Here is a 13808-nt window from a genome sequence, read left to right as displayed (position 1 = left end):
ACCTAGCGGTGGCGGAGTATTTTTTTTTATGTTAATATCAATTTATTAACTGTATAATTTTAATTACATCAAAATGAATATCACGCAATTCCATGCCTTAACCGATCAACTTTTTTACCAAATCGAATTATATCTAGATAAATACGCTGACGAACACGATATAGACTTAGATTATGAAACTAATGGCAACGTTATTACCATTAGTTTTCCAAACAATAGTAAAATTATTGTTAATACTCAAGAACCACTTTTTCAAGTTTGGTTAGCAACACAAAAACAAGGTTATCATTTTGATTTAATTAATGAACAATGGATATGTAATCGAACTGATCAACCATTTGAAGAGATATTTGCTTCGTCAGTGCAAGAGCAATCTGAGCAATAATTATAATGATCAAAAAAGGATACTGAGTTAAAAGTTAGTATCCTTTGATTGTTTAGTATTTTATTATTTACATTAAGGTAAGATTTGCCAGTTTCACAACTAGCCATTTAACCCCTTCGTTAACAAAAGCAATTTGCACTCGTCTATGTTCACCTTCGCCATCTAAATTAACAATGGTACCTTCACCAAAACGATTATGCTTAACTTTCCTACCTAATGTGTATCCATCACTTTCTTTTTTCTTCTTAATATATGACTTTTTACGATCTTGATAGAATTGCTCATCTTTAGTGAAAGTATCATCATCATTATTATTAAATGATGTTAAATTAGCTCGGTAACTGATTTCTTGTAAATTATCAACTGGTAATTCTGCTAAAAAACGTGATGGCAAATTACGCTCTTCACGCCCATAAAGTCGCCTTAGTTCAGACAAAGAGAGCGTTAAAAACTTACGTGCCCGGGTAATTCCGACATAAGCTAAGCGTCTTTCTTCTTCCATTTTGTCTCGTTCTTGAGAGGAACGTTGTGCCGGAAAAATACCCTCTTCCAATCCAACAATAAAAACATTGTCAAATTCTAATCCTTTTGCTGAATGTAAAGTCATTAATTGCACCGAATCTTGTTGATTTACTACGTCACGGCTTTCAAGAGAGGTAAATGCTAAAAATGATTCTAAAACAGTTAAGGTTTTGCCTGTTTCATTGTCCTGAATTACATTATCTTGGTTAACTCTAAAAAATTGCTCTGCAGATGAAACAAGCTCCTCTAGATTATCCAATCGTGCTTGTCCTTTGATGCCTGGTTCTTGTTCATACATTTGCAATACGCCAGATAATTTAATAATTGCATCTAGTTGTTTATAAAATGGTAATTCATTAACTTCGACATGAATAGATTCCATTAATTCTAAAAAACGACTAATACCTGAACGTTGCCTTTCAGTTAAAGCATTTTTTTGGATCAGCATTAAACATGCATTCCATAACGAAATATTATTTTGCTTAGCACATAATCTAACTTTGTCTAAAGTGACATTACCTATTCCACGAGTTGGAGTATTTACCGTAGTTTCAAATGCCATATCATTATCATGGTCATGCAATAATCGGAGATAGGCTAAAGCTAATTTAACCTCTTGCCTTTCATAGAATCTTATCGAACCATAAATTTGGTAAGGTACGCCAGCTTGTAATAAAGTATCTTCAAAAATACGTGATTGCACATTATTACGATATAAAATGGCACAGCTAGCATAATTATGACCATCGTCATGATATTTTTTTATTTGTCCTACAACAAACCTTGCTTCATCAATATCGTTGAAACCGACATATAGTGAAATTTTTTCTCCGTCACCACTGTCGGTCCATAAATTTTTACCTAACCGATTTTGGTTGTTAGCAATCAATTTATTTGCAGTATCTAAAATAATGCCTGTCGATCGATAGTTTTGCTCTAGGCGAATAATTTCAGTTTCTGGATAATCATTGATAAACATTTGTAAATTATCAGCATTAGCTCCACGCCAACTATAAATTGACTGATCATCATCACCAACAATCATTACATTCGCGGTGTCTCCAGCTAATTTTTTCACCAGCCAATATTGGATTTTATTAGTATCTTGAAATTCATCTATTAATATATTTGAAAAACGATGGCGACAATAATTTAAAACATTTTCATTACTACAAAGCAACTCATATGCTCTCAAAATTAATTCTGAGAAATCAACATACCCAACTCTGTCGCAAATTGCTTGATAATCACGATAAATTGTTTGCCACATTACTTGTTTCGGATCTTCTGGTTTTAGATTATCTGCCCTAAAACCTTTTTCTTTTTGTGTAGAAATAAAATTAGCACACTCTTTTGGTGACCATTGCTTTTCATCAATTTTCAGTTCACGAAAAATTCGTTTAATAAGACGAATCTGATCTTCACTATCAATAAGTTGAAAATTTTCGGGTAATTTAGCTTGTTGAGAAAACATACGCAATAAACGGTGGGTTAAACCATGAAAAGTTCCTACCCACATACCATTTAGGTATCCTTCACCGACTAAAGTTTGTATTCGATCTTGCATTTCAGCAGCCGCTTTATTGGTAAAGGTGACTGCAAAAATAGAGTTAGGAGAATAATTTTTTTCAACACACAACCAAGCAATTCTATGAACTAATACACGTGTTTTACCACTTCCCGCACCAGCAAGAACAATAGTATATTGACTATCAGTTGTAACAGCATTTTTTTGTTCTGTGTTTAAGTCGGTTAATAACGACTGTTTATTTTCCATTATGTGTTAACCCATCGCAATTATAGCAACCATCAATTAGTATTAATGTTGTAAATGTTTTTAAATTTTTCATTATATTTATAATTATTATAAGTAGGGGTATAAAAGAATAAAGACAGGTATTAAATGCAAAATACATTTAACTTCACTGTCTTTTTATACATGTATGAACTGAATTATAACAGATTATCTAATTCTGGCAATTGCGTTATTTCAATATGCGGTAAACATCTAGCATCGGAGAGATGATAAATATCCTGTCCAAAAATATTAATCCAACAAGCTAAAAAACCATTATTAATCGCACCATTGACATCAGTCTCCAAATTATCACCAACGTGCAGAATATAATTATTAGGAATAGCCAATTTTTGCGCGGCTAAAGCAAAAATTTCGGGAAATGGTTTTGAACGACCGTCAGGACCACCTCTTAGCGAAAATTGAAAATAATCGCCTAAACCTATTCTATTTATATCAACATTACCATTAGTAATTACCCCTAATGGATACTTATTGGCTAATTTAGTTAATAACATATGCGTTGATTTAGGAACAACCATTTTATGACGCCAAAAATTAAAACAATCAATAGCTTCATCAATAATCTTGCTATATTGAGATGAAGGGATATTGGTTTTATTTAATAACGATTTAATTGTCTCAACTCGCCAATCAATAACATCATGATATATTTCTGGATTTATAGCGAGCACCAATTTTTTTTCTTGATAGTACAAATCCAAAGTCAAATAATGTAATGGCTCATATTGTTGTAAATTTTTTATCACTTCCTCTTCAGCTTTATCTACAATCATACTATTGTCATATAAAGTGTCGTCGAGATCGAATGTGATTGCTTTAATGCAGTTAATTGAACGATAAAAATGCATTATTTTCTTCCTCTTTTAGCTCTCGGATGAGCCGAATCATAAACTTCTGATAAATGTGAAAAATCTAAATGGGTATAAACTTGAGTAGTAGATAAATCGGCATGACCTAATAATTCTTGTACTGCCCGTAAATCACCGCTCGATTCAAGCATATGAGTAGCAAATGAATGACGCAGTTTATGTGGATGAATATGTGAACTTAATCCTTGTTTTATTCCCCATTGTGCAAAGCGTTTTTCAACATTTCGTGGTGAAATTCGCTTACCCAGTTTAGAGATAAAAACAGCATCATCTTGCGGTTTTAAATCATTTCGCATAGTTAACCATTGCTCAATCCATCTAATTGACTCTCGGCCTAAAGGCAATTTCCGCTCTTTATTACCCTTTCCTGTTACCCGGACTTCACCTTCAGTTAAATTCAATTCCCGACAATTGAGACTTACTAATTCAGAAAGGCGTAATCCTGAACCATACATCACCTCCAACATTGCCCTATCACGTACAGAAAGCGGATCACTATACTCAATATCAAGCAGCTGATTGATCTCATCGATATCAATATTTTTTGGAAGATGTTGACCCAATTTAGGGTTTAATACACCACGGGCTGGATTGGCTGAGATCAGATCGTTTTTAACCATCCAATCAAAAAAACTGCGTAATGCAGATAATCTTAATGATAAACTACGAGCTTGTAAGCCGGTTTGTCGACTGCGACTAATAAGTAACCTCACAGCAGATGAATCAATGTCCTGCCATTTAGTAATATCTAAGCCGTCAGTTAAATCAATAAGCGCATAAAGTTGACGACGATAGTTAATTTGAGTATTAAGACTAAGTTGTTTTTCAGATTTTAAATAATTTAAAAAATGATCTACAGGCTCGGTTAAAAAAGAAGAAAGATTAGAATTCATTTTAACCATCATATTTCCTTACTTTTTGCGCATGATCCATTTTTCAACAAGAATTGGCAATATTTCACCGATTTTTTCTAACAATAAGGTACCTTGTCCTGTCTGATAATGCTGTGGATCTGCACTCGTAAACATTAACAAACCAAGATCGCCAAATTGCCCTAACAATGATAAAGCCACAGAGCCAACGTAACCATGTTTGGGTAATAGAAAATCTAATTCAGTTGTATTTAATGAACCTAAATAAAATTGGCTATACTGTAAATGTCTTACCCGAATAAAATCAAACTGCGATGAATTTAAAGCTAAGTAATGATAGTTGGATGGTGCACTAAGTAACCATTTGTCATCAAATAAATATAAATAGGCACCATTAAGTCCTAAATCTTTAGCCCAAACTTTTAAAGAATCTAATAATTCGTTTATATCTTTTGCTTTAATTAATTGAAACTGCAATTTTATTAGCTGATTAAAAAGCAATTCATTAGCACTTGCGTGCTCCATCAGCATCGTGATTTCTGACTCAAGTTGACTGATTTTATTACGTTGCCTTGCCATATGCCATTCAGGTAGTGATATCATACCTCTCACTGGGTGTGGTACGCGCATACGCTCAATATGAGTCGCATTTCGAATAAAAAAATCTGGGTTATCAATAATATATTGGCTAACCATTTCATCATTTAATTTAACAAATGATTTTTTTCGTTGCGACGGTTTTGACTTCAATGTTTGTGTTTTTTTTACGACCATAATTTATTTCATTGTCTTTATGTAATCTATTAATAAAATTCATAAAGTCTAGCGTAATTAAATTGCAATATAACCATCATACACATGCGTAGCTGGTCCTGTCATATAAAGCGGCGACTGATTACCTTTCCAATCTATTATTAATTTTCCTCCGGGTAGATTAACATTCACCCGCTGGTTTAATAATCCTTGATTAATACCAACAGCAACTGCGGCACAAGCTCCGGTTCCACAAGCTTGAGTTTCACCAACGCCTCTCTCATAAACACGTAAATTAATATTATCTCTATCAATAATATGCATAAAACCAATATTCGCTTTTTCAGGAAAGCGTTCATGTTGCTCTAATAACGGACCTAAAGTTAATACTTTAGCGGTTAACACATCTTCAACTTGAATTACACAATGCGGGTTCCCCATAGAAGCGACACCACATAAAACTGTTTGTTCTTGTGCTCGAATAATATAAGTTTTTTCTTCTTTAATGGCTTTGAAAGGAATTTTATTAGGCTCAAAAATTGGTGTTCCCATATTAACCCGAACGGTTTCATCATCATTTACCGTCAAAACAATATTACCTTTCATAGTACTGACTTTTAATACTCTTTTTTTAGTCAATCCTTTCAATCGTACAAAACGAGCAAAGCAACGAGCACCGTTACCACATTGCTCAACCTCTGAACCATCAGCATTAAATATACGGTAATGAAAATCACTTTCAGGAGAATAAGGTGGCTCAACAATAAGTAACTGATCAAACCCTATTCCTGTATATCGATCTGACATACGTTTGATCATTTCACTTGAAAGATGAACATTTTGCGTTACTGCATCAATAACCATAAAATCATTACCCAGTCCATGCATTTTTGAAAAGTTCATCTCTAGTTACCTTTTATTGTAAATCGTCAGTATTTATTACTTTTTCATCATATTGTTTGATTAGATGTATTAATCAAGCAAAAATTAGAAAACATATGTATCAACTTCATAATGAATTATAATACTAATTCACCACGCCATAAATCATCAAAAGTTTCACGCTCTCGAATCAATTTATGCTGATTACTATCTTCAAGCATGACTTCGGCCGGTCGAGGATGACTATTATAATTAGACGCCATACTAAAGCCATAAGCACCTGCACTACAAATAACTAACAGATCATCTTGTTCAACTGAAAGTTCACGTTGATAAGCTAATACATCACTAGATTCGCAAATTGGCCCTACAACATTATAAATCTTTTTGGTATTTGAATCTGTTGATTCTTTAACAGGTAGGACTTGCATCCACGCTTGATAAAGCGCTGGTCGAATCAGATCATTCATTCCGGCATCAACAATCGCAAAATGATTGCCATCTTGATGCTTAGTATATTCAACTTTAGTAATTAATAATCCAGCATTGGCAACGATTGATCTACCTGGTTCGAAAACAATTTCAAGTTCAGGATAATTTTTTAACTTTTCAATTAGTTTTGATACCAGTAATGTCGCTGATGGTGGCTGTTCATCATCATAACAAACACCTAAACCTCCGCCTAAATCAATATGCTTAAGATGAATATTTTCTGCTGCTAGTTGGTCAACTAATGCCAATATACGATCAGCTGCATCAAGAAAAGGCGACAGCTCAGTTAATTGAGAGCCAATATGACAATCAATACCGACTATTTTAATATTATTTAATGATGCTGCTTTACGATAAGTATCTAAAGCTAATTGATAACTTATACCAAATTTGTTTTCACGTAATCCTGTTGAAATATACGGATGTGTTTTTGCATCTACATCCGGATTAATCCGTAAAGAAATGTTCGCTGTTTTCCCTAATTGATGAGCAATATCATTGATACGATATAATTCAGGTTCTGATTCAACATTAAAACATTTAATTCCTACTTCAAGTGCACGTCTAATCTCAACAACAGATTTTGCAACTCCTGAAAATACAATTTTTTTAGGATCAGCACCAGCTTTTAATGCTCTCTCTAATTCACCTTGTGAAACAATATCAAAACCAGCACCAAGTTTAGCTAATAAGTTTAAAACAGATAAATTGCTATTCGCTTTTGCTGCATAACAAATCAAATGCTTCTTATTTTTTAAAGAATCTTGATAAGAAAGAAATTGCTTAGTTATGTGATCAGCAGAATAAACATATAAAGGAGTACCATATTGATTAGCTAAATCGCAAATAGAAACGTTATCCGCCAATAAATAGCCATTTTGGTAATGTAAAAAATCCATCATATTATTCCTTTAAGCTAATTTATTTGTATCATTAGATTCAATAATTGCATTTGACTGATCTGCTGGATGATAAAGAGGTCCTTTTAAACCACAACCTAATAAGGTGAAAATAACTAAAAAAAGAGAAAAGAGTTTTAGAGCGGATTTCATAAAATATTCGCAATTTAATCAGATTTATAATGCAGACTATATTACACGATAGCCATATTCGTGCAAAGATCAAATCTTTAAGTTTTCTAAGCATGATACAAAAAAAATTTGCATAATTTTATGCTATTGATAATAAAAAGTTATATAAAAATTTAATATAAATTACAACACTTACATCATAGTATCGCTAAAATTTAGTTCAATTAATCATAATTATTTTATTATTGATAATCAGAGAGTCTAAAAATAAAATTATAATTGCAATTAATAAATTTAAAGCTGCCATAATTGGATTAATTATATATCTTCAAATGATATATAAAGAATATCAATGCTCCATTTCTAAAATTCATGAAACATAGAACATTGATAATTTATGATTAGATAAAAATTAACTAAACAGGACAAATTCGGCATTTTCAGCTATGGTTTTGAGCCGTTTTTGAGCTGTTATAATGTTTTCTCTCCATTTATGATCTTTTGCCCACATTTCAATAACAAGCGGAGCAGTATAATTTATCTGTTTTAGTATTTTAAATATAGCAAGAAAATCAACCTCCCCCTCACCAATAGTTAAATCTCTAAACTGACCAGAATAATTAGCTTTAACCTTATAAGTATCTTTTAGATGTATTTGAACAATGTGCTCTCGACTTAACATAAGCTCTGTACAGACATCATAATTCCAACCAGAAATGTTCCCTACATCTGGGTAAGCCATAAAATAAGGAGAATTGACTTCTTTTTTTAGAATTTCAAACTTACAGAGTGAATTGAGATAACTAGTATCCATGATTTCAACGGCAAGCATTATCCCCATTTTTTCAGCCTGTTTCGCTGACCACTGCATTCCCGCAATAAATCGCTGGTGAGTCTGTAAATTGGCTGGTTCATAATAAACATCATATCCAGCTAATTGAATTACCCTTATTCCTAGTTTATAGGCGAGCATCAGTGCTTTATTCATAATAACTTTGGCTTGCTGACGTACGCTTTTATCGGCAGATCCAAATGGAAATTTACGATGAGCACTTAAACACATAGAATGCAATGGTAGTCCATATTGTTCACATAATCGCTTTAATCGATAAATTTCATCATCTGACCAATCAAGTCTTGCTCTTCGCTGTTCTGATTCATCAATTGATATCTCGATAAAATTAAATCCTAATGTTTTCGCTTCGTGCAGTTTTTCTTGCCAAGTAAGTTCATTAGGTAATGCCTTTTCATAAATACCAATATAATTAGATTGATTGGTCGGATTGATTGCATATTTTGCCATAATAAAACCTAATAATATTTATTTGAACATCAAATATGCAGTCATTTTACTGACTGCATCGCATCTATTACCAATATTTAGCAATTTGCTCTCTTAAAGCTTGAGCAGTTTGCTTACCATTTTCACTAGCAAGAGCTCGACCAGCAATAAAGGCTTTGGTTTTAATTCCTGCAAATAGGTGAATATCTTCAGGAATAATTCCGCCCGTTATGGAAAGTTCAAGACCTAAATCTGACAATTGTCGCATTTTAACCAAATCATCCTTTCCCCAGCCAATACCAGCTAATTCAGCATCACGAGAACGGTGATAAATAGCCTGTTTAATACCTAATTTTCGCCACGCTTTGGCATCATCAAAAGTCCAATGTCCATATAGTTCAATTTGAATTTCACCTTTGAAATCATCTGCCACTTTTTTACATGCTTCAATAGTGGCAATATGTGCTGCTGCTGATACAGTTAACCAATTAGCACCTGCATTAAAAGCCATTTTTGCTAAAATAGCTCCGCCATCAGTGGTTTTCAAATCACACACTAAGATATGATTAGGATACAGTTGCCTTAAACATCTAACACTTTCCATTCCACCACCAAAAGCAAGAATAGTTCCTACTTCTATGATATCTACAAATCCTGATACGTTTTTAGCAACATCAAGAGCTGATTTTAAGTCTGTTTGATCTAAAGCAATTTGTAATTTTGGTAAAGTCATTTTATTTCCTTAATTTATTTTATTTTGGCCATAATAAGCATTAGCACCGTGTTTACGGAAATAGTGCTTATCGGATAATGTTTGTTGAATTTTAACTGTTTGGTTAAGTTGTCGAGTTGAAATGGCCATCATTGCCACTTCTTCAAGAACTACCGCGTTATGAACAGCATTCGAAGCATTTTTACCCCAACAAAAAGGCGCATGACCTGAAACAATCACACCAGGCATAGCACTAGGATCAATAGCTTTACGCCTAAATTCTTCAATAATGACTAAACCGGTATTTTTTTCATAATCTGTAGCAATTTCACTATCAGTTAGTCGACGAGTACAAGGTACATCACCATAAAAATAATCAGCATGTGTAGTGCCTAGTGCTGGTATATCCAATTCAGCTTGCGCCCAAACGGTTGCATATCGCGAATGAGTATGGACAATCCCACCAATATTTGGGAATGCTTTATAAAGTTCAATATGTGTAGCTGTATCACTAGAAGGGTTTAAATGACCCTCTATTATTTCACCCGTTAATGACACAATGACAATATCATCAATAGCCATATCACTATACTCAACACCAGAGGGTTTAATAGCTATCACCCCATTTTTACGATCAATTTCTGAAACATTACCCCAGGTAAAAGTGACAAGATGATATTTGGGTAATAATAAGTTAGCTTGTAATACTCGGTCTTTTAAAGCTAGAAACATATTTAACCTCCATTCAATGCCTGATCGATGACAGCATAGACATCTTCTTTCGTGTTACAGCATCTTAATTTATCTAAATCAATACCTGTTTCACTATTTTCATCCTCTACGATTTTTATCACTTCCATCAAACCTTCCATATGCTGATCAGATGTACTGCCAGCAAGCGTGACAAGTACATCAACAGGTGCAACTTCACCGTCAAAATATATTGGATTTTTCAAGGTAACTAACGCAAAAGCAGTGCGATTTACACCATCTTCAGGTCTGGCATGTGGCATAGCGAGATTTGGAGCAATAATAATGTAAGGTCCCATTGTGTTAACACAATGAATGATTGCTTCATGGTAAGATGATTCAATTGCATTAGAAGCAATAAGCATATCAGTACCTAACTTCACCGCCTCTTGCCAATTATTAGCGTCTGCTTTTAGTAAAATAGAGTTATTTTCAATTAATGATTCTTTGAAAGCCATGTTAGCCTCCTTTTTAGTATATTTTGTCTATTTAGCATTAACTTTATTGATAATCTCGATGAGTTCATCGCCAAATGTTTGTGGATTTAACATATTTTGTACACCTAATGCATGTTGTCCTTCATTAACTTCAATTTCATGAATTAAATGCTTTGAAGCAACAATAATGTCAACGTTAGGCAATCGTGATTTGTAATCCGTAACTGCACATGAATCCATAATATTTGGAATACCTTTTTTATCTAGATAGTTAGCTATTTTCATTTTCATCATCATTGACGAGCCTTGACCACTACCACAGACAGCAAGAATACGTATCGGTTGACCTTCACTGATTGCTACTTCATCCATTTTTTCAACAACAGCTTCATTAATATCTTGGCTAACATCGTTGTCTTCTAGTCGATTTTTTTGTAATGCTTCTTCTGCTCGTAATCTTTTTGCAGCAAAAAACATATACACCAGTGCTAGTCCGATTAGTAAATAAATGAATAAATGAGAGAAAGATAAGCCTTGTAAAATTGGAGGAAATAAAATTGCCCAATCAGCCATTCCCATCCATGAATCAATTGGTGTGCCATGTTGAGCAAAAATATTAATTACCCACGCCGAACCCAATACTTCTATCATTCCCATCACAAAACAGATTTTCATTACTGCTTTCCATCCACCAAAATGGTTAGCGAATACCCCTATTGTTGCATTTGAAAAAAACATCGGGATAAATCCAGGAATAATCATGATTGGAGATTTAAAAATCAGTAATAGTGCAATAGCTAAAAATTGACCTAATGCGCCCCATATAAAACCGAATACCATTGCATTAGGAGAAAATGCATAAATAGCAGCACAATCGATAGCAAGAACCGCATTCGGAATTAATTTTTCAGAAATGCCTTTAAATGCTTCGGATAACTCTGCTACAAACATTCTTACACCACCAACAATAACCTGAATTGCGACAGCAAATTTAAGTCCTGTTTCAAAAATATAAATAGTCCAATGGGTTGATCCAGCCATTGTTTGTAAGTTATCTAAGCCAAATGAAAGTAAAATAATTCCGAAAAATATCGTCATAACTATTGTAGTTGCAGCAATACTATCGTGAAAAATATGTAACCATTTAGGTAGTTTTAAATTATCAACAGAATCATTTTTGTCCCCTAATTTTGGCGCTAACTTAACCGCTATCCATGAACCAAACTGTTGTTGATGGCCTATTGAAAAACCTGCTCCTCCAGTGACTGCTTCGGTAGGTTTAAACATCATATTCGAGAATATCCCCCAATATAACGCAGTGATAATTGATGAATAGATAATGGTTTCCCACATGCTATAGCCAAATAAGAAATAAAATAGTGTAATTAAACCAACTTGTTGAAACATAATATGGCCAGTTAACATAATCGTTCTAATACCAGTTAAACGACGAAAAATAACAAGTAGGATATTAATAGCTAATGCCAGTAAAACAGCATAGCCAACCCATGAATAGTGTTCACCCATGCCATTTTCCACCGCAACCATAGAAGCATATGTATCAATGATTGATCCTGTAATACCATGATATTCTGAAAGTTTGGCAATAACAGGTTTAAAAGTTGAAACTAAAACACCTGAACCAACTTGTAATAACATAAAACCAACAATGGTTTTAATCGTACCTTTTAAAATAGTCGTGATATCTTTACGTAAAAGGCAATAACCTAACATGGTGACCAACCCTAATAATAAAGGTGCCTTTGTCATAACCTGACTATAAAAAATATAAAATATGTTATAAATTACTTCCATATGTCCCTCTCATTGGTTATCGACATTTCTAACGTTAACGTTATTGTTTAGGTATCTATAACCTTCAAATGTCTTTTATATAATTACCTATCGCAAAACTCATAGATGGAACTTCAACCTATTTAATATTATTCAGTTCGCTGAATAACACTTGTTATATTCCACAATCAAAAATAATCATTCAATGATTGTTTATGATTATTTTGATATTGATCACTTTTCTAAACTTATTGACTTAGCAATTGTGACATTCATCACATTATCTTCAAAAAACAGAAGCAAAACCTAAAAATATAACTATTATTATCAATATATTGAACTTATGATTATTAATATTGATATTTAAATAATTGACAAAATACAAAATGATAACTAACATCATTTTCAATCAAATTTAATCATATTAAATTAATAAGAGGGAACAATGAACGAAATATCACGCCACAACGAAATAGTGGCAATGGTTAATGAAAAAGGGATGGTAAGAGTTACTGAATTGGTTTCTTATTTTGCAATATCACCAGCGACAGCCCGTCGAGATATTACAAAACTCGATCAGGACGGAAAAGTAAAAAAAGTTCGTAATGGCATTATGCGAATAGAAGTACAAAAACCAATTTGGGCACCGATAGGAAATAATAATACCGATCATTATCATGAAAAAGCACGTATTGCCATAAGAGCGGCAAAATTGTGTGGAAGTGATGAAAATATAGTTATTAATTGTGGTTCAACAGCATTTTTATTAGGTCGTGAATTATGTGGTAAAAATGTTTCGATCATTACCAACTACTTTCCTTTAGCTTGTTACTTGATTGAACATGATCACGAAAACGTCATCATTATGGGAGGATTATATAACAAAACACAAAACATTATTCTCAATCCTATAGCAAATATAACTGATTCTTATGCAGGAAAATGGATGTTTACAAGTGGTAAAACATTAACACCCAATGGGCTGTATAAGAATGAAATACTAGGAGCAGTGGCTGAACAACAAATACTTGAAAAAATTGAAAAATTAGTAGTCGTTGTTGATAGTTCTAAAATAAATACTAAAGCTAATTCTGGTATGCTTTTTTGCCCAGTAACTAAAATTGATATTTTAATTACTGGTAAACAAGCAAATAAGGAAGTAATTGAAAAGATAAAGGAACAAGGTACTGAAGTGATTTTAGTTTAAA

The 13808-nt window shown here is 33.1% G+C and carries 14 protein-coding genes; 2 read left to right on the top strand and 12 right to left on the bottom strand.

What is annotated here, in order from left to right:
- Positions 1 to 73: 73 nt before the first annotated feature.
- Entirely contained in the window at positions 74 to 385 is a 312-nt protein-coding gene (gene cyaY, locus AC5LWZ_RS05100) for an iron donor protein CyaY (RefSeq protein ID WP_198199271.1), read from the top strand.
- A 67-nt stretch (positions 386 to 452) separates the two neighbouring features.
- Here the strand turns inward: cyaY and uvrD are convergent, their stop codons facing one another.
- The 12 genes from uvrD to AC5LWZ_RS05040 form a co-directional block, all read right to left on the bottom strand.
- The gene (uvrD, locus tag AC5LWZ_RS05095) at positions 453 to 2684 is read right to left on the bottom strand and encodes a DNA helicase II (RefSeq protein WP_493464088.1); all 2232 of its coding nucleotides are present in this window, start codon (positions 2682 to 2684) and stop codon (positions 453 to 455) included.
- Between the two features lie 176 nt (positions 2685 to 2860).
- Positions 2861 to 3574, bottom strand: coding sequence for a 5-amino-6-(5-phospho-D-ribitylamino)uracil phosphatase YigB (gene yigB / locus AC5LWZ_RS05090; protein WP_110448235.1), 714 nt, complete (start codon positions 3572 to 3574; stop codon positions 2861 to 2863).
- Complete coding sequence (gene xerC, locus AC5LWZ_RS05085) at positions 3574 to 4500, bottom strand: tyrosine recombinase XerC (protein WP_493464087.1); 927 nt, start codon at positions 4498 to 4500, stop codon at positions 3574 to 3576. Before xerC ends, yigB begins: the two co-directional genes overlap by 1 nt.
- 6 nt (positions 4501 to 4506) lie before the next feature.
- Positions 4507 to 5217, bottom strand: coding sequence for a DUF484 family protein (locus tag AC5LWZ_RS05080; RefSeq protein WP_370527365.1), 711 nt, complete (start codon positions 5215 to 5217; stop codon positions 4507 to 4509).
- Positions 5218 to 5298: 81 nt separating this feature from the next.
- The gene (dapF, locus tag AC5LWZ_RS05075; RefSeq protein WP_493464086.1) at positions 5299 to 6123 is read right to left on the bottom strand and encodes a diaminopimelate epimerase; all 825 of its coding nucleotides are present in this window, start codon (positions 6121 to 6123) and stop codon (positions 5299 to 5301) included.
- Positions 6124 to 6239: 116 nt separating this feature from the next.
- Positions 6240 to 7493 (bottom strand): diaminopimelate decarboxylase, encoded by a 1254-nt coding sequence (gene lysA / locus AC5LWZ_RS05070; protein ID WP_493464176.1) that lies wholly within the window; start codon positions 7491 to 7493, stop codon positions 6240 to 6242.
- A 12-nt stretch (positions 7494 to 7505) separates the two neighbouring features.
- Positions 7506 to 7646 (bottom strand): LPS translocon maturation chaperone LptM, encoded by a 141-nt coding sequence (lptM, locus tag AC5LWZ_RS05065; RefSeq protein ID WP_110448238.1) that lies wholly within the window; start codon positions 7644 to 7646, stop codon positions 7506 to 7508.
- Between the two features lie 391 nt (positions 7647 to 8037).
- Positions 8038 to 8928, bottom strand: coding sequence for an L-ribulose-5-phosphate 3-epimerase (locus tag AC5LWZ_RS05060; protein ID WP_110448239.1), 891 nt, complete (start codon positions 8926 to 8928; stop codon positions 8038 to 8040).
- Positions 8929 to 8995: 67 nt separating this feature from the next.
- A complete protein-coding gene (locus AC5LWZ_RS05055) occupies positions 8996 to 9640 on the bottom strand; it encodes a 3-keto-L-gulonate-6-phosphate decarboxylase UlaD (protein ID WP_086363488.1) in 645 nt (214 codons plus the stop codon).
- 9 nt (positions 9641 to 9649) lie between these two features.
- Positions 9650 to 10351, bottom strand: coding sequence for an L-ribulose-5-phosphate 4-epimerase (locus AC5LWZ_RS05050; RefSeq protein ID WP_110448240.1), 702 nt, complete (start codon positions 10349 to 10351; stop codon positions 9650 to 9652).
- A 2-nt stretch (positions 10352 to 10353) separates the two neighbouring features.
- Positions 10354 to 10827, bottom strand: coding sequence for a PTS sugar transporter subunit IIA (locus AC5LWZ_RS05045; RefSeq protein ID WP_110448241.1), 474 nt, complete (start codon positions 10825 to 10827; stop codon positions 10354 to 10356).
- A 27-nt stretch (positions 10828 to 10854) separates the two neighbouring features.
- Positions 10855 to 12576 (bottom strand): PTS ascorbate-specific subunit IIBC, encoded by a 1722-nt coding sequence (locus AC5LWZ_RS05040; protein WP_232350069.1) that lies wholly within the window; start codon positions 12574 to 12576, stop codon positions 10855 to 10857.
- A gap of 469 nt (positions 12577 to 13045) precedes the next feature.
- Here AC5LWZ_RS05040 and ulaR point away from each other — a divergent pair, with 469 nt between their 5' ends.
- Complete coding sequence (ulaR, locus tag AC5LWZ_RS05035) at positions 13046 to 13807, top strand: HTH-type transcriptional regulator UlaR (protein WP_086363484.1); 762 nt, start codon at positions 13046 to 13048, stop codon at positions 13805 to 13807.
- The last annotated feature ends 1 nt before the right edge of the window (position 13808 follow it).

It is taken from the genome of Gilliamella sp. LMG 34362, assembly GCF_984569125.1.
Note: the sequence above shows the minus strand (reverse complement) of the source record. Positions and strands in the feature narration are given on the sequence as shown.

Excerpts from the sequence above, each read along its gene's own strand:
- yigB (WP_110448235.1), bottom strand. The coding sequence starts at position 3,574 with ATGCATTTTTATCGTTCAATTAACTGCATTAAAGCAATCACATTCGAT.
- lysA (WP_493464176.1), bottom strand. The coding sequence starts at position 7,493 with ATGGATTTTTTACATTACCAAAATGGCTATTTATTGGCGGATAACGTT.
- AC5LWZ_RS05050 (WP_110448240.1), bottom strand. The coding sequence starts at position 10,351 with ATGTTTCTAGCTTTAAAAGACCGAGTATTACAAGCTAACTTATTATTA.
- AC5LWZ_RS05040 (WP_232350069.1), bottom strand. The coding sequence starts at position 12,576 with ATGACAAAGGCACCTTTATTATTAGGGTTGGTCACCATGTTAGGTTAT.
- AC5LWZ_RS05045 (WP_110448241.1), bottom strand. The coding sequence starts at position 10,827 with ATGGCTTTCAAAGAATCATTAATTGAAAATAACTCTATTTTACTAAAA.
- AC5LWZ_RS05055 (WP_086363488.1), bottom strand. The coding sequence starts at position 9,640 with ATGACTTTACCAAAATTACAAATTGCTTTAGATCAAACAGACTTAAAA.
- xerC (WP_493464087.1), bottom strand. The coding sequence starts at position 4,500 with ATGATGGTTAAAATGAATTCTAATCTTTCTTCTTTTTTAACCGAGCCT.
- uvrD (WP_493464088.1), bottom strand. The coding sequence starts at position 2,684 with ATGGAAAATAAACAGTCGTTATTAACCGACTTAAACACAGAACAAAAA.
- cyaY (WP_198199271.1), top strand. The coding sequence starts at position 74 with ATGAATATCACGCAATTCCATGCCTTAACCGATCAACTTTTTTACCAA.
- dapF (WP_493464086.1), bottom strand. The coding sequence starts at position 6,123 with ATGAACTTTTCAAAAATGCATGGACTGGGTAATGATTTTATGGTTATT.
- lptM (WP_110448238.1), bottom strand. The coding sequence starts at position 7,646 with ATGAAATCCGCTCTAAAACTCTTTTCTCTTTTTTTAGTTATTTTCACC.
- AC5LWZ_RS05060 (WP_110448239.1), bottom strand. The coding sequence starts at position 8,928 with ATGGCAAAATATGCAATCAATCCGACCAATCAATCTAATTATATTGGT.
- ulaR (WP_086363484.1), top strand. The coding sequence starts at position 13,046 with ATGAACGAAATATCACGCCACAACGAAATAGTGGCAATGGTTAATGAA.